Below are 15,279 nucleotides of genomic sequence, written 5' to 3'. Positions count from 1 at the left end.
TAATCTATGGTATTGTTTTTCGTCATAGTTAAATTTTACCACAAAAATAGGACTTCCGATGCACGAACGTGCTTCGGAAAGTCCTATTTTATTGAGGAGTTATTTTACAGCCCCTTTACTTATTATAATGAAACGGCATCAAAATCAGGCTTCTTAGTCATATATAATGCGATTGTATCAATTATTTTTATCTGATTTCCAGCATTCAAAACAGCTTCCCTGATCCCTTCATAAAATCTGGTTTTATAGGGCTCTTTTAATGTTATATGCTCCACCTGGGTTCCTGCTAAGTATTCCACATACTCGTCAGCATTTAAAAATCTTTCTATTTTCCATTCGTAATACTTTAAGTCAGTAAATCCATAATTGAGAACATGTTCGTAGTCCAGTTTGCACGTATACTTTGTTTCAACATAAAAATGCTTTCTGTATACTTCCTCCATCTGTTCATACAAATCTTCATTCCCACTTTTGTAATCGGAGTATGTCATGAACATAGCTAAGATCCCGCCGGGTTTTAAAAGGTCGAATATTTTAGGAAATCCAATGTTCTCCGGAATCCACTGTATGGTTGCGGCGGAGTATATGAGGTTAAATTTCCGGTCTCCAAAATTGTGGGTCTCAAAGTCATCATTTACAATATGGAAATTATCATAAGTACCAAATTTGTTTGTCATGAACTCCGCAAAATTTTTCCCCAGTTCAATCGCCAGATAGTCACATCCTGTCTTTAGGAAAGGCTCCGTGGCCTGCCCTGTCCCCGGTCCGATTTCCAAAGCTGATTTATGGGGATCCAGATCTGTATGGGTGATTATTTCGGAATAAAGCTCCTCACAATACCTTGGTCTCCACTTATCAAATTGTTCCGGGATTGTGTCAAACGTTTTTCTGAAATCCATATTTTCTCCTTTATGTCTAAACCTGCCGTACAGCTCCATTTTTAAAATTATCATACCACTGACTCATTTCCTCATCACTGTCTACTTTAAGAATTTTAAATATCTCATAAGCAAATTCAACGGCAGCCGTTTCATTGGCAGTCATGATCCCTCCGTCTACTACGACCTGAGCGGGGATATAGAGGTCTTCCCCTTTGTAATTTTTTGCGCTCTTGAAATACTCCAAAGAATCTCCCGTATGCTTAACATGATCAAGGAATCCGTGTTTACACAGGAAATAGGTTGCACCACAGATTGCTGCTACTGGAATTTTTATGCTGATGAGCTGTTTGACAAATTCTTTTATTTCTATATAATCGTTCTCTTCCCAGGAAAGACCACCCGGCATAATTACCATGGCAAGATTGTCATAGGAATGGTAATCTTCAATGATATAATCAACGCTGGCTCTGATACCGCCCATTGAGGTTTTAGGAAGATTATCAATCGCTATGGTTTTAACTGTATAATCGGAAAATAAATTAATTACGGCAATTGCGTAACTTCCTTCCCAGTCGCACCATTGGTGAGTTAATAGAATTAGAACTTCTTTTTTTATAATGACTCCTCCCCCCAGGCTAAATATGTAACTGACGTTATCCTTTAATACTATTCTATCTAATAAATTATTAGCTATCAAGTCTGAATTTTTGCAAGTGCCCGTTTTGTCAGGAATCAGATGCTACTTCTTAAGTACCCCACCGTCTGACAGGTGAAGACTGCAACTGCCTTTTGCAATATTGTAGGCAATTTAGCCTACTTTAATTTTTTAGTAATTCATAATTTATGTCCTCCTTATGAGTTTGTTATATATGTGGCAGAGAAATTTAAGGTCTGTCCTGTTGTTAAATTTATTAAAGGTATAAAGTATATAAAGGCGTTTGAAGCATTATTTGTCACATAACATGTTTTCGTCCTATAAAAATCATCGACAGTACACGCAATAGGAAATCCATCAGCTACTAACGGGAAACCATTTACGGTGTAAACAGTACCAGCAGTCATTGCTTGCGTTATTGTTATCCTCATATTTACGACTATCTGTGCAACACCATTTACATTTCCAATTCTTCTGTGCCCACCTTGTATTGTCCCCCATGCACATGATAATCCATAAGATATTAAACCAAGTATCTGTGTCCCATTATCATATACAATCATGGCACCATAGGCTTGTATTACTGGTGTAGTTGCTATAGGTTGATTGCCCACTCGATGTACAACCGAAGATCCATCTGCGTACAACCCAGTGCCATTATTAGAGCCTATCACATTAGTCACATACCCGCTAGCATCGACAAATTTTATAGCTGTGACTTTATTAGACACATTTCCCGAATTAAATCTAAAATTATTGCAAACATTAATGTTCACACCCCATGTGCTTGATGAATCCATTAATGTACTCAAAAGTGTTACTAAATTGCAAAGTGTTATATTTATTGAAGCTCCATTTGTATTACTGCCATATACATAAATGCCAGACAGTTTTATATATGCTTCACAACAAGTAATTTCTACACATCGTATACCAGTGTCTGTATTTATATTTGTGGGTGTGCTTGAATTCAAACTAATAGTACCAGAATGAAATCCATTTATTGTAACTTTTTCATCGTAAACACCGTTGGCGATCTGAATGTTAACATTATGACCACCCAAATCTTTAGGTATTATATCAATCGCATGTTGTATAGTCTTAAATGGATTTTCAGATGTGCCATTACCTGTTATGTCCGATCCAGTGGTTGAAACATATAATATAATATCACTCTTTAATGTTCCAACTTTTGCACCAAAGACACCAGTAATTATACCACCTGCTGCATAATATTCATTCAACACCATTCCGGTTGGCTGATAAACATTACCTATAGCAATACGTCCTCCACCATCAACATATATCCCATACACATTACCTACGCTATCGCCAGACCAACTCCCTGAATAAATATACGAGCTATAAGATCTTAAGCAATTTTGATGATTTATCGATCTGCAACCAGTAACTCTGGCAACCGAAACATAATCAAAACTGAATGATTGGTTACTTGGTGCATTTTCTATTGATTGACAACAATTTATATATACAAATTCGCAGTTATTGAAGTATGTACTATCCATATTTTCGGCAGTCAAGTTAAAGCCTAAGATAGATATTGAACCACAAAAACTTGCGGTAATTTTACTTACATTGCAAAGAGAATTTAATTCTTCATTGCCATTTCTACGAAGAATCAGTGATCCATTTTTGATCCCATTTATATTAACAATCTCTGCATAAGTACCGTCTGACACATATATCGAAGTTGTAAATCCATTCAGGTTCTTTGGGACTACACTAAGTGCCTTTCCAATACTGGCATATGGATTTAATTCGCCACCATCACCGGTTATATCAGATCCAGTATTCGCAGATACATAAATATTGATATCTCCCGTAAGAGGTCTTATGTTTTTAAGGAACGTCAACAATTTCCCGAAAAACCGTTTAACACTCTCCCCTGCAGCCGGTACCGGATACTTATCCTCTATAATATCCAGAGTTTCAATAACTGTTTCTGAGATATCCCCTCCTGTGGCATCCACCCGCTCCATCACATCCTGAATCGTAGCTGTTCCGTTAGGATTAACGGTGATATTAAGCTCAGCAGCATCCTGAACTACATTCTGTATATTATAGATGTAGGAAGTTGACGCCACTCCGTTATATTGTGGCATTTCATCCGCAATCTCTGCTGTCACAATACAAAAAAGGACCTCCTGAGTCCCGTCCATGACATATAAGCCAATGTTATATATATAGTAGGTAGAAACCACTTCTTTATTGCTGAAAAGAACTCTGGTCTGGATCATTGCATTATCATATACACACGTTGTAGGATCGGTCATTGTCTGCTCGATTCCCTGCATATCCGTGAGCGATTTAAAATCTGTGCCACCGGGATATTCGTAACTTGATGTTTTCGCCTTAGTAATACTCAGCTTAATCTCTCCCGCCAATACCCGTGCAATTAATTTTTCTCCCGCAGTCGTCAGAACTGCTTTATTATATTGTCCCATAAAACCTCCTTAGATTGTAATTACCTTAGTTCCACTCACCGTTGAACCCAGACTTAAAACGCCTTTAAAATTCTTTGTATTCACCTGACTAGCGGTAATCTGTAAATGTGCCGGTAAAATATCCCATAGCAAACTGTAAAGAAGATCAACAGCCCCATAACGGTCTGAAGTGATTTTAATATCAATTAAACTTTTTTTATCTTCTACCATAACCTCATATCCATCCACTCCGTAAAGTTCGGCCAGACGGTCTTTTAAAAAACCTACCGTAAAAGGAACTACCGTATTATATCTCTGCATGATACGACTTCTTCTGAATTCCAGGCTTTCTCCCTGATAAACAATCCCAAATCTTTTTTCTAAAAGTATAATAGTCGCTTCATCAGCAGTCTGTATATAACAATTATTTCTTACAAAATGAATACAGTCTTCGGCCTCTTTCAGTTCTGTGGCCTCTGTTTCCAGCAATTCATTAAACTCAACTACATTTTGAAACCACTCCGGAAGAAGCATTTTCAGATCAACTGCCATTAACTGTCACCTTCCCTAATATTGGCACCTGCTGCAGCGAAAAATCTTCCTTGCATACCACGTCAGATGCTGCACCGTTTATTAATACTTCAGTTACATTTACCACCTCTGGAATATCAAGAATTGCATAAATTATTCTGGATATATACACAGTAACGGCATATTCTATTTTCTGACTTTTCACCATGGTTCCCCATGACTGTCGGACTGACTGAAGATATTCCTCTATCTTCTTTTCAATCTGGCTTTTATAGGCGAAACTCCCATCAGGTACAGTATTAAGGAACTGAACCGCAAGAGAAATATCTAACTCCGACTCAGTTCCCGTCCCAATCGTAACTGCTGCCCCGATGGGAGCAAGTCCATAACCACTTGCCGATGGCTCTGCTCCCCCTTCTTCTAAAGGACAAATGGTTTCTTGAACCGCATGTATCAGTTCCTCGCCAGCGGGACGAAAATTCCCGTCAAGAATGCTGCACAGAACCGTACCGCCTCCTTTCCATGCCGGATAAACCTGCACTTCTCCTACTCCGTCTATGGCAAGAATCGCATTGCGGTAAGAGGCTATGTTACCTCCAAATGAAGCTACATCAAAAGTAGCCAGATACCGTTCCCGTAAAGAACTATCCTTCTCTTCTTCCGTTCCTGCTAATAAAAGTTCAGTAAGCTCTGCAGAAGTCAGCCCGGTGACATAATCAATTGCTATCAACTGGCCGGTATAATTATTTCCTATTTCTCCGTCAGCTTCACATTTCATTTTATAGGCATAACCAGTCTCTGTCTGCCCAATGAATTCTGTAACCTGATAAGTCAGGTATCCATCACCTGTAAGGGCAGAGAAACGGGATCCAACCGGAACCGTTCTGTTAAATACACCCTTTTTAACTGCATAAGTAGATGTTTTTCTCTCAATCCCCCGCTCAGCCACCAGTAAGTCCAGGAAATTGCCTCCTGCGGTTTCGGCGTAAGCATTCTTTTGTACAGAGTCCAGATCAAGATACAAGCCTTCCAGATACCAGCTTTCCGGTCCAAGAGCGGTCTGAATCATGGATCCCTCTCTCTTATCTATGGTATCGGGTACACGCTTTAGCTGCCTGCTTAATATATTTCCATAAGTTTTATTACTAAAATCAATCAAATTTCCACCTCCTCTGAAAGGGTTCCAAACGCGGTCTTTAACTGAAATCCGCATTTTATTGTACCGGTGTCAGTTATCTCAAAAACAAAGTTATCTACTGATAAAAACCGAGAGTCTACGGAAAATGCCTCTCTGATCCGCCGTTTTAACATACTTGTCACATATTCTGGCGGCTTGCCCACCAATTTTTTTAACTCTCTGCCAAAATTTGAAGAATAGATCTGGTATTCATACCGTTCCACACTCAATATAATATCAGCCGCCTGTTTCATGGCCTCCAGACCTTGTCCCATTTTTTTGATTGTCCCAGTTCCTTTGTCAACCAGATATGTATCCGTAGGATACTCTCTCTTCTCGCCTTCATATAAAAATGCACTTGATGAATCCGGCAATGTTGCCATGTTTTTTCTTCACCTACACTTTCGAAATTACTATGTAGCTCTGACCGGAGTTGGCTTTTAAGTACAAAACCTTATCTCCTGGCTTCAGACCTTTATTAATTACTACAGTTTCTCCCTGAACGGTAACAGCCTTGTATCGTACATTATCTGTCATCACTGCCACCGGTTCCGTAACATTTAACCTTGTCGCCTCTATGCAAAGTGTAAGAGGTGAGGCCGATATAACAGTCGCATAACCAGTATCAAGTAAATCCAGGGCTCTTGTTGTATCAATAATAATGGATTGCAATCTTTCAATTAATTCCACCCAAATATACCTCCTTATCAACAATCCTGGCTTCCAGGTTCATTGTGTGTTCCCCGACGGAAAAAGTGTGCTTTACTTTATCCAAAATTAACAAGTACCTGTTTTTCAGTTCTGGTACATCCTTAAGTTTAAAGTAAGCCATTGCACCCGCTTTTAAATCCGTTGCTCCGCCTACACCGTTTATGGTTATTGTTTTTAATACCCGGTCATAATATGCCATCATAATATTTCCCTGCTCACTGATCTGGGCATCATTTAGATTCTCATCCACTTTAACAAAATTCTGGAGTAATCCCCATTTTTTAATTGTTGTCTGATCTCTAAATATGTAATTGTCTATCTGACCGGTTTCCTTATTTGATTTCACCAGTTTTACCTGATTATACGTATCTGTATCAATATCTGATTTATAGGTGTAATCGGTTATAACGCTTCCATCTCCAATCAGGATATCTGATTTCATATTCTGGGCTTCCCTAAGGCATAGCTTTCCGAAATCATCATAAAATACAAAGGTTTTTCCAGTTTTATATTGAGTTAACATAAGTCCATACTCAATAATATCCAGACATGAAGTATTTTCCTTTGTCAGCTTATCAAACGAGTGTCCGGTATTTTCCAGAACACCCGTATTAAGCTCCATATCCGTTGCAATCTGCTGAATGATTTCCCCAAGCGTTTTATTTATAAAGCTGTAGCTTGCATTGCATTTTAAGTACCGCAGCTGGTCATAGGCCGTAACTGATATCTCTTCCCAGCGGTTTTGCTCAATAACAAAAACAAATCCCTGGAAGATTTCTTTTCCATCAACATAGAATTGAACTCTTGCACCTTCCGTAAGGTTTAGGGATTGGTTTTTAAGTAAAGTAAATGTCAGTGTACCGGCACTTCCGTTTCTGTTGGTTGTATAGGTGACGCTTTCGGTCACAGGGGCATAATCAAATAAGGTGTTGGTTTCAGTATTCAAAACCAGAAGTTTATAACTCATCCGGTCACCTGCAGCTGATCTGCCTTAATCCAGCCACGGCTTCCCCCGATCAGAATTGGATAAGGTCTGGAAGCATCTGGAATAATCCTTGAGACAACAGTAGATAAGTTATTAGCCGTACCAGTCGGCTTATCCCCATAACTGCTGCTGTAGTAGGTGCCATTTGCAATAACGGCGGCTCCTACCCTTAATTCCAAAGCTGGGGATGGGGCTCTTTGTGAATTTTCGGAAGTGGAAGAACTGTCTGTATTGTTATTATTTTGCAGGGGTATTTTTATAGGTGCGTAATTCCGGTATTCTTTGAACTTAATCTTGTAGTATACGTCCCCTGCTTCCCCACCCTTTTCCGTTGTTTCAAAATCTGCAATTACTGCACTGATATTGGTATCATACATCCTGCCTCCGCCTGCATTATACCGGCTTATGACAAGATCACATATTTCCTGATTATCCATGGCATCCTTTATGGCTTCCACATAGTCCCCTGGCTCCATCCAGTCATGTCCGTATATCAACGGATCATCACTGTTTCCCGGGAAATAGGAGTCCCAGGATACCTCCATTAAAGAAGGCAGCCTGGGAACTATAATTTCACCTATATCCAATATGTCGTAGGTTTTATGATCGGCCGGATATGAAATGGTATACTCTTTTGGATTGACAGGGAATTCTATGGTGTCTCCACCAATATCTGCAAAAAATTTATATCTGTTTCGCATAATTCCTCCTAGGTTACTAATACATTGCTGCTGACTGACTGCTGTACTCCAAGTATATTGTTTAGCGCACCCACTATGGAATCTACATCAGATCCGCCTCCGCCATGTACAGTCTGGTTAATGGTCGCATTGGTCTGTGGTACCGTCAGATTGACAAGGGCAACATACTGCCGCTCTGATAAATCTCTGAGAAGCTTAATATTTTCATCAGCAATGTTTACATCCTGATTGATTTTTTCTACGCTGCCCACTTTATCGACACCTGATACATTTCCTATGTTATCCGTCATAGATCCGTAGCCATCTTTATTTCCGTCCAAGGTTCCTGTATATTTACTTATGGTCTCAATAGGATCGAATTTAAAATTATCAATTTTTCCACCTATTTTTTCAAAAAATTCTCCACTAGCTGCTGCTGTTTCCTTTACATCAATGTTATTCATTCTTTCTATTTTAATATCATTTTCGCCTAAGTTTTCTTTTACCCAGGATTTTACCTCATCCCTGAATCCGGAAACTGCAGATGTAAGATCACTATCAAGCATTGCATCTATAACACCTGCAGCTGTTTCTACAATACCAAGAATACCATCAAATACATCTGCAAACATTCGGACTGTCGCGCCTAACGGTTCGTTCCAAACATTTGCAAAAAATTCAGCGAATGAAGCAATGACATTCCAAAGAGCAACAAAAATGTTATATCCAACCGCATAGATGGTTCCAAAAATCTGCCCAACCCAACCGCCTATTTCTTCCATTCCAACGCCTAATTTTTGGGCAGCTATAAAAGCGCTGGCCAGAACGGCTATAAATAACAGTAACGGCCAGTTTGCAACAATCCAGGCCCCTGCTGTAGCCAGTGCTCCTCCAACAGTTGACAATGCTACTGCTATTGCAGCACTATTTATAATAGCAAGCATTACTCCGATAGCTGCAAGTACTGGCAGAATAAATCCCAGATTATCAACTATAAACCCAGCACCAGTCGTCAGCATTCCAATTACTCCTTCCGCTACATCAGCCAGAATATCAATTGCGCCTACAATTCCCCCAAGGGCTTTCTGTACACTATCACTGTTTAAGAATTCATTGATGTTCTCCGTAACCCCGCTTAGTGAATAAGTTGCCGCATTTTTTATTAATTCCCAAGCATTAGTCCATGTCATAGGCACACTCTTAAACTCTTCGTTTATATTATCCGTTGCACCAAGCATGGCATTTTTTACAATGTCTGAGGTGATTTTTCCTTCGGCAGCCAGTTTCCTGACTTCTTTTACAGGTTTTCCCATATAATCGGCAATTGTCTGAATAATATTGGGCGCCGTGCTAGAAACCGCATTAAACTGTTCACTTGTAAGCACTCCGGCTCCCAGTGCCTTGGTTAGTTGTTCAGACGCAGAAGCAGCATCCTGCTGGCTGGCCCCTGCCGACTTTAGCTGCTTATTCATATTTTCTGCAAACGCAACAACTTCGTCGCTGCTGGAAAAGGCATCTCCTGCCCCCATTGCTAAGGCGGTCACTGCATCTACAGTTCCTAGATAGCTCATTCTGGTTCGTTGGGCAGACTGATAAATGAGTTCCTGTATCCGGCTGGTTTCCTCCAGATCATTGCTGGCAGCTCCATTTCCCTCTGCTGAAGCGTTTTCAGAAGGGTGAAAGCTTTTGTTCATTCCATTTACACGGGTATTTGACTGAGACATCTTATCCGATAATCCAATCAGCCCTTTTCCAGCTGTTACACCCAGCGATCCTATTTTTTTAATTGTGTCCTTTAATTTTTTACCAAATTCTACTGACTGTTTTAATCTTATATTGTATTCATCCTGCTCTTCCTCAGCCTTTGTAGTATTTGCAACCACCTTTTTTATGTTTTCATTGATTTCATTCATCCCTTGAATTGCCACAAATTGGGAATCTTCTCCCATTTTCTCAATTGAGGCAGTAATGCGATCTAACTGCATTACTGTCTCACTGCTTGACTGTCTTATATTTCCGATTATTGCACCGGCCGCTCCACCCATGGAACGGCGCATGGTCAATTCAGTTTTTACAGCAGCCTGGCCGATTCGCCCCAATTGCTCCACCGAAGAATTCCCAAGGTCAATGAACCTGGAAAAAGATTCACTGAACTGGTCACTAACTACTAATTCTCCTGTTATCGTTCCCATTGTTCCTCCTCTACTTCTTAGGTCGGCTTTTAATTTCTTTTACCGCCATCTGGAACATTAATATTCTATCGTTTTCCGGAAGCCTGGCAACCTCTCCGGGGAAGCGGCCGTGGTTAACAAACATGTAGTAAGCCAACTGCACGTCCATATCTCCCCCGTTTAAGAGTTTTTTGCTTCTTCAATCTTCTCTCCCATGCTCTTCATGTCATTTAATTCCAGAATTGCATTGGATAAACGGTTATATTCTCCCACGCTCAGCATCTGGGAAGGAACCTCCAGGGGATCTTCAGTTCCGTAATATTTACACATTTCCTGATCGCTGAAATCCGGCTCCTGTACACATGCAAGAATCAGTCTTCTGGTATAAAGAATGCTATCTGTTTTCTCTACCGGAACACCATCAACCTTTGCTGTTTTCCGGCTCATGCGGGCAAGCTTCTCATTTTCCTTCTGGGAAATAGCTTTGATCACAAATGGGACAGGCTTCCCATCTTCTCCTTTAAAACGTTCAGAAATAATTACCTCTTTGGTTACTCCCTCCACTGATGGCTGTAAAAATGCTTTTAATGCACTCATAAAATCCTCCTATTCTCCCAGCTGAACCGGGGTTGAAAATGCGTTTAATACTTCTACGTTAGTAAAGCTGAAAGCAATATCCATTGTTAAAAACTCTGTATCTGCGTCCAGCATGGCAATGGGGAGCTTCTGGAGCTTTACGTTATAAAGAGCTACCGTCTGGCTGCCAATGGAACTGCCTTCATCTTCATTGGTAATCTGAATTGTAAAGTACGGAAGTGCTCCCGTCTTTAAATAAGTTTTCAACATGTTTAAAAATTCAGGTGTGCCATAGTACACCGTGGCAGAACCGGTAAGGGAAACGCCTGAAGTCTTTTTCTGTACCAGATTGGTTCCAACCACCTTAAAATCAGATTCCTGAAACTCTGCATCTGCCTGAATTTTCTTTAATCCGAACATTTCCACATTGCGTCCGTCTATTACTGCAAAGGCTCTTCCGGCCTTTCCGTTTAAAGCATCGCGTTCTAATAAAAAGCTCATAATATACCTCCTCCTAATCCGTCAGGGTTGCTATGATATAAATTTTTTCCACTGCAGCTACCGGCTGAATTGCCAGTGTTATTAAAACTGCATTCAGTGCATTTCCCGCTTCTACGGTCACATCATCAGATTCAAAATTCTGGATTCCTCCATTTGCCTGAATCTCATTTAAATACCCCACAATCCAGGATTTTAATAAGTCCCGGCCCGTAGCGTTGTTCTGGGTCTTCCCAACAAAGTTCTGGGAGAAATTCTTATAAATATCGCTGGTAAGAGTATCAGCAGTCCGAATCACCTGATTTAAGCTGAATGCTTCTCCTTTGTTTGCCGTGTAAGAAGTAAGTGTGTTAATATCTGACACGATCTTAACGGAACCAAATTCTTCAAAAAATACAATCTGCCCTTTGTCCAGCGCTTCATCAACTTCTGCTGATGTCAGACGTGGAGATACATCTGCTGCATTGGGATACTGGGCATAAACCAGTGATTCCGTATATTTTGCTCCTGCCTGCACACCGCCAACCCACCAGGTTGTCTTCTGTGGGGTAAGTGTAGTTCCATCTGAAAGCACTACCCCGTTTTTAACAGAGATGACTGCCTCCGTATCACTTTCAGCACCAGACATAACTGCCTGACACTTCCTTCCTGAATTTTCACGCATCCGTTTAATAAAGGCTGTATACGCTTCCTTAATTGTGCTGTCAGCGCCGTCATAGATAAGAATCTGAAAATTGCGGGATTCCAGGGCAGTTAAAAAGGTGGAGTACTCTGCATTTTTTACTGTACCATCGCTTCCTCCTGTTAAAGAAGTTCCAGCAGAAGCTGCCAGGTTACCGCTGCCTGAAAAAGCAACCCAGTCGTTTCCTTTTAAATCAGAAACAGTCTTTCCTGTCTGAGTATTTTTTACTGATCCTTCTACAATGGTTCGTACTACATAATTTCCTGACTCATCCGGGTTCTGGGTAAGTGAAACGGAAATATCATTACCACGTACACCCTGATATCTTGCAGTAACAGTAAGCTCACCAATAACAGCCGTGGCCTTTGCCGAGCCTTCCCCAGCCGGACGGTAAAGCATAACCTTCGCAGGTCCGCTTGTACGCTCACTTCCTTTAAAAATCTCTCTTAAAAACAATGACTTATCACAAGTTGCAGGGTAACCAATGTATGATGTAAAATCGTCCCCAGCAGTGATTGTCATAAGTTCTCCTTCTGGTCCCCATGATAATGGTTCACAAATTGCTACAATTCCCCTATCCCCTACTTTAACCGACTGCTCCATACTTGATTTTACATTAATGTAAACACCCGGCTGCTTTTTACTTTGAGATGTCCATGTTCCTCCAGCCATTTACTTTTCCTCCTTATTTTCAAAAAATTTATCAAGAATTTCCTTTGCTTCTTCCAGCGTGTACTCCGGTTTTGTAAGAAGCACCTTTGCAAAGTCCGGTTGATATCCGGAAAATTCCTTGCTTGCAAGAAGTGCCTCCCTATTAAATTTTACCGGTTCTCTCACCGTTTTTTTTGTGTCTTTTGCTTTTGACATCTTTGATTCTTTCCCCTTTCTTTTTTGTTTTTTAAGGCAGCGAATAATAATAAAAAAGAGTCTCCTGTGTGGAAACCCTTTTTCATACTACTAATATAGCATGTTGATTTGTCCCTTGATTACCAATCTTAATTTTTTCTTTTATCCAGAAGCCAGTAAAATTTACGGCGCCTGTCATAATATGTATTGTGACTGCAAGGAATTTCCATTATCATTCGCAAATATTCATACGTAATATCTTCCTCTGTCACAGCCTTCAATATATATTTGTAAATGTCCGCATCTGTTTCTATAGCCGTCTGTTCGATCAGCTTACAGTTCTGCTCAAGCATTACCCTTCTGATTGCAAGCTGCTGTGTAACATCCACCGGACTATGAGATGATGGCATGCTGGCAATTCTCACAGATTTAACTGTATCTGTTTTATACTTAAGTTCCTCTCTCCATTCTCCATATTGAAGACACCAAAAATACAATTCCCAGAAACGGTTTTTACTGATTCCGTATTTGCTATAATTTAAAGGTCTGACATTTCCCATTCTTTTATCCTCCCTGATATTTTTGCTTTATTCACAGTCATGTCGCTCATCATTGATATTTGCCAAACTATATTCCAGGCAATCCTTTATGTTCAATACTTTGAACTATTTTAACAAAAAATAAACCACATCTATCTAGACCATTGTTTTATATTGTGTGGCTCATTTGTTAGTTCTGGAGTTCAATAGTTTGAACTATCCGTATCATAACATGATTAGATTCTTCTGTCAATGCAAAAGTTCAATTATTTAAACTTAAAGATTGTTGTATTGAACTTTTATTCAACATATGATATATTATATAGAGAGAGGCGGTTTATATAATGAAAAATGAAAATACTGCTATTCGATTAAAAAAAATTATGGAAGATAAAAATTTGCGTCAGACCGACATATTAAATCTGGCAATTCCTTTTTGCAATATGTATAACGTTAAGATGAATAAATCTGATATCAGCCAATATTGCGCTGGTAAAACAGAACCTAACCAGAAGAAACTGTTTGTACTTGGTAAAGCTCTTAATGTGAGTGAGGCCTGGTTAATGGGTTTTGATGTACCTATGGAAAGAGTGCAGACTCCTGGTTCAAACGAGCATAAAGCCAGTGTTCTTTCCTCTGATAATGAGCTTTTTATTAATTATAATAAGCTTAATAGTGCTAATAAAAGGAAAGTACTTGACTACAGTAAGAATCTTTACCAAATACAGCTCATGGAAGAAGAAAACAATCGCCATCTTCTCACCAATGCAGCTCATGAACGTACTGACATAGAAGTGACTGATGAAATGAGAGAATATGATAACGCTTTTTTTGATGAATAGATAGGATATAGGAAGTCATTTGACTGTTACTCTTAACATACAACCCCCTCCTGGTGAACAGGAGGGGGTTGTATGTTATACCAATCTATAAAGCAATTATCATTCCACCCACGCCCCATCACTACCTACTTTATATCCGTCCGGGGTCGTTGTATTGGTGCACATGGCACCATCATTACCGCAGTAATACCACTTTGATTTCCAATTGATCCAACCGGTAACCATAGTTCCTGATTCATTCATAAAATACCATTTATCATTCTTATATTGCCAACGGCTTCCAGGACCTTCCAGACCCTTCTTCGATTTGCCAAAACTGATTCTTGAAGCATCTTCGGTAGTCACCTGGAAAGCATCTGACTTATTCCATGTTCCCTTGAGGGAGGAATCCGTTACTGCACGGACTTGATAGGAATACTTACCCTCTTTTGTAATATAAGCTGATAAATCATAGTTAGGGTCTTTCGTAATAAATGAGCTGATCAATCCGCTGCCACGGTAAAGTCTTAACTGATATTCATCGGCTTCACTCACCGCATCCCAGCTCACCATCCCGTTTGTTTTATCCCATTTCATCCCATTTACAATAAGATCAATTACATTCAGGCTATGGTTGCCGTTATTGTCATTTAACGCATCAAATATGATATATATCTTCATATCTGTTTCATTCATCAGTCCGCCGATCACGGTTCCTTTGGTTCCGGTAATTTTTATATTTTTTACAGCCCGATTAGAAAAAGTATAATTGCCATCAGTCTTGATCCGAACCACAAGCGTTGGCCGGTCAATATCCTTAAAATCACCATCTGGCTCATCTATATCATATACTTTATCTAAGTGATACATATCGGAATCGGTTGTAACCACCACATCTAAATTACCATCTCCGCTTGCTGCTCCTCCAGCTGATATAATATTCACCGAGACATCATTGATTGTACTGGAAGCCGCCATAGAAGTAAACGGAGCTGCCATAATAAAAAAAGCTGTACCTAAAGTAATCAAAGTCTTACTGCCACAAAACATATCATTCCCTCCTGCATACATTTATTTATAGA

Annotated in this window: 18 protein-coding genes; 1 reads left to right on the top strand and 17 read right to left on the bottom strand. The window is 39.8% G+C overall.

The window, feature by feature from the left end:
- Nucleotides 1-122: 122 nt before the first annotated feature.
- The 16 genes from ABS301_RS12620 to ABS301_RS12545 all read right to left on the bottom strand — a co-directional run bounded on the left by ABS301_RS12620 (nt 123) and on the right by ABS301_RS12545 (nt 13,397).
- Nucleotides 123-899, bottom strand: a complete 777-nt coding sequence (locus tag ABS301_RS12620; protein WP_349672550.1) for a class I SAM-dependent methyltransferase — start codon at nt 897-899, stop codon at nt 123-125.
- Nucleotides 900-915: 16 nt separating this feature from the next.
- The gene (locus ABS301_RS12615; protein WP_349672549.1) at nt 916-1,578 is read right to left on the bottom strand and encodes a type 1 glutamine amidotransferase family protein; all 663 of its coding nucleotides are present in this window, start codon (nt 1,576-1,578) and stop codon (nt 916-918) included.
- 155 nt (nt 1,579-1,733) lie between these two features.
- On the bottom strand, nt 1,734-4,001 hold the full coding sequence (locus ABS301_RS12610) for a hypothetical protein (protein ID WP_349672548.1): 2,268 nt from the start codon (nt 3,999-4,001) through the stop codon (nt 1,734-1,736).
- A 9-nt stretch (nt 4,002-4,010) separates the two neighbouring features.
- Complete coding sequence (locus ABS301_RS12605; protein ID WP_349672547.1) at nt 4,011-4,532, bottom strand: putative phage tail protein; 522 nt, start codon at nt 4,530-4,532, stop codon at nt 4,011-4,013.
- Nucleotides 4,522-5,670, bottom strand: a complete 1,149-nt coding sequence (locus ABS301_RS12600) for a baseplate J/gp47 family protein (protein WP_349672546.1) — start codon at nt 5,668-5,670, stop codon at nt 4,522-4,524. Before ABS301_RS12600 ends, ABS301_RS12605 begins: the two co-directional genes overlap by 11 nt.
- Nucleotides 5,667-6,071: a DUF2634 domain-containing protein gene (locus ABS301_RS12595; protein WP_349672545.1), complete on the bottom strand. Its 405-nt coding sequence runs from the start codon at nt 6,069-6,071 to the stop codon at nt 5,667-5,669. The genes ABS301_RS12600 and ABS301_RS12595 overlap by 4 nt, the downstream gene beginning before the upstream one ends.
- Nucleotides 6,072-6,084: 13 nt before the next feature.
- Complete coding sequence (locus ABS301_RS12590) at nt 6,085-6,378, bottom strand: DUF2577 family protein (RefSeq protein WP_349672544.1); 294 nt, start codon at nt 6,376-6,378, stop codon at nt 6,085-6,087.
- Nucleotides 6,365-7,366 (bottom strand): XkdQ/YqbQ family protein, encoded by a 1,002-nt coding sequence (locus tag ABS301_RS12585; RefSeq protein WP_349672543.1) that lies wholly within the window; start codon nt 7,364-7,366, stop codon nt 6,365-6,367. The genes ABS301_RS12590 and ABS301_RS12585 overlap by 14 nt, the downstream gene beginning before the upstream one ends.
- Nucleotides 7,363-8,085: a hypothetical protein gene (locus ABS301_RS12580; protein ID WP_349672542.1), complete on the bottom strand. Its 723-nt coding sequence runs from the start codon at nt 8,083-8,085 to the stop codon at nt 7,363-7,365. The genes ABS301_RS12585 and ABS301_RS12580 overlap by 4 nt, the downstream gene beginning before the upstream one ends.
- 8 nt (nt 8,086-8,093) lie before the next feature.
- The gene (locus tag ABS301_RS12575; protein ID WP_349672541.1) at nt 8,094-10,256 is read right to left on the bottom strand and encodes a tape measure protein; all 2,163 of its coding nucleotides are present in this window, start codon (nt 10,254-10,256) and stop codon (nt 8,094-8,096) included.
- A gap of 10 nt (nt 10,257-10,266) precedes the next feature.
- Nucleotides 10,267-10,404 (bottom strand): hypothetical protein, encoded by a 138-nt coding sequence (locus tag ABS301_RS12570; RefSeq protein WP_349672540.1) that lies wholly within the window; start codon nt 10,402-10,404, stop codon nt 10,267-10,269.
- 11 nt (nt 10,405-10,415) lie between these two features.
- Nucleotides 10,416-10,832, bottom strand: a complete 417-nt coding sequence (locus tag ABS301_RS12565) for a phage tail assembly chaperone (protein ID WP_314464662.1) — start codon at nt 10,830-10,832, stop codon at nt 10,416-10,418.
- Nucleotides 10,833-10,841: 9 nt separating this feature from the next.
- A complete protein-coding gene (locus tag ABS301_RS12560; protein WP_104433682.1) occupies nt 10,842-11,312 on the bottom strand; it encodes a phage tail tube protein in 471 nt (156 codons plus the stop codon).
- 13 nt (nt 11,313-11,325) lie between these two features.
- Nucleotides 11,326-12,663: a phage tail sheath family protein gene (locus ABS301_RS12555; protein ID WP_349672539.1), complete on the bottom strand. Its 1,338-nt coding sequence runs from the start codon at nt 12,661-12,663 to the stop codon at nt 11,326-11,328.
- The gene (locus ABS301_RS12550; protein ID WP_104433678.1) at nt 12,664-12,858 is read right to left on the bottom strand and encodes a hypothetical protein; all 195 of its coding nucleotides are present in this window, start codon (nt 12,856-12,858) and stop codon (nt 12,664-12,666) included.
- A 128-nt stretch (nt 12,859-12,986) separates the two neighbouring features.
- Nucleotides 12,987-13,397, bottom strand: coding sequence for a hypothetical protein (locus ABS301_RS12545; RefSeq protein ID WP_349672538.1), 411 nt, complete (start codon nt 13,395-13,397; stop codon nt 12,987-12,989).
- 323 nt (nt 13,398-13,720) lie between these two features.
- Here ABS301_RS12545 and ABS301_RS12540 point away from each other — a divergent pair, with 323 nt between their 5' ends.
- Nucleotides 13,721-14,218 (top strand): transcriptional regulator, encoded by a 498-nt coding sequence (locus ABS301_RS12540; protein WP_349672537.1) that lies wholly within the window; start codon nt 13,721-13,723, stop codon nt 14,216-14,218.
- Between the two features lie 99 nt (nt 14,219-14,317).
- On the opposite strand, the gene ABS301_RS12535 is transcribed toward ABS301_RS12540, so the two are convergent.
- Nucleotides 14,318-15,247, bottom strand: a complete 930-nt coding sequence (locus ABS301_RS12535; protein ID WP_349672536.1) for a hypothetical protein — start codon at nt 15,245-15,247, stop codon at nt 14,318-14,320.
- Nucleotides 15,248-15,279: the final 32 nt, after the last annotated feature.

The organism is Lacrimispora sp. (assembly GCF_031982545.1).
Classification (GTDB): domain Bacteria; phylum Bacillota; class Clostridia; order Lachnospirales; family Lachnospiraceae; genus Lacrimispora.
This window is presented reverse-complemented; position numbering and strand designations above follow the sequence as displayed.

What these genes read in the sequence shown, in the direction of transcription:
- ABS301_RS12620 (WP_349672550.1), bottom strand. Translation starts at nt 899, where the DNA reads ATGGATTTCAGAAAAACGTTTGACACAATCCCGGAACAATTTGATAAG.
- ABS301_RS12610 (WP_349672548.1), bottom strand. Translation starts at nt 4,001, where the DNA reads ATGGGACAATATAATAAAGCAGTTCTGACGACTGCGGGAGAAAAATTA.
- ABS301_RS12605 (WP_349672547.1), bottom strand. Translation starts at nt 4,532, where the DNA reads ATGGCAGTTGATCTGAAAATGCTTCTTCCGGAGTGGTTTCAAAATGTA.
- ABS301_RS12595 (WP_349672545.1), bottom strand. Translation starts at nt 6,071, where the DNA reads ATGGCAACATTGCCGGATTCATCAAGTGCATTTTTATATGAAGGCGAG.
- ABS301_RS12585 (WP_349672543.1), bottom strand. Translation starts at nt 7,366, where the DNA reads ATGAGTTATAAACTTCTGGTTTTGAATACTGAAACCAACACCTTATTT.
- ABS301_RS12580 (WP_349672542.1), bottom strand. Translation starts at nt 8,085, where the DNA reads ATGCGAAACAGATATAAATTTTTTGCAGATATTGGTGGAGACACCATA.
- ABS301_RS12575 (WP_349672541.1), bottom strand. Translation starts at nt 10,256, where the DNA reads ATGGGAACGATAACAGGAGAATTAGTAGTTAGTGACCAGTTCAGTGAA.
- ABS301_RS12570 (WP_349672540.1), bottom strand. Translation starts at nt 10,404, where the DNA reads ATGGACGTGCAGTTGGCTTACTACATGTTTGTTAACCACGGCCGCTTC.
- ABS301_RS12565 (WP_314464662.1), bottom strand. Translation starts at nt 10,832, where the DNA reads ATGAGTGCATTAAAAGCATTTTTACAGCCATCAGTGGAGGGAGTAACC.
- ABS301_RS12560 (WP_104433682.1), bottom strand. Translation starts at nt 11,312, where the DNA reads ATGAGCTTTTTATTAGAACGCGATGCTTTAAACGGAAAGGCCGGAAGA.
- ABS301_RS12555 (WP_349672539.1), bottom strand. Translation starts at nt 12,663, where the DNA reads ATGGCTGGAGGAACATGGACATCTCAAAGTAAAAAGCAGCCGGGTGTT.
- ABS301_RS12550 (WP_104433678.1), bottom strand. Translation starts at nt 12,858, where the DNA reads ATGTCAAAAGCAAAAGACACAAAAAAAACGGTGAGAGAACCGGTAAAA.
- ABS301_RS12545 (WP_349672538.1), bottom strand. Translation starts at nt 13,397, where the DNA reads ATGGGAAATGTCAGACCTTTAAATTATAGCAAATACGGAATCAGTAAA.
- ABS301_RS12540 (WP_349672537.1), top strand. Translation starts at nt 13,721, where the DNA reads ATGAAAAATGAAAATACTGCTATTCGATTAAAAAAAATTATGGAAGAT.
- ABS301_RS12535 (WP_349672536.1), bottom strand. Translation starts at nt 15,247, where the DNA reads ATGTTTTGTGGCAGTAAGACTTTGATTACTTTAGGTACAGCTTTTTTT.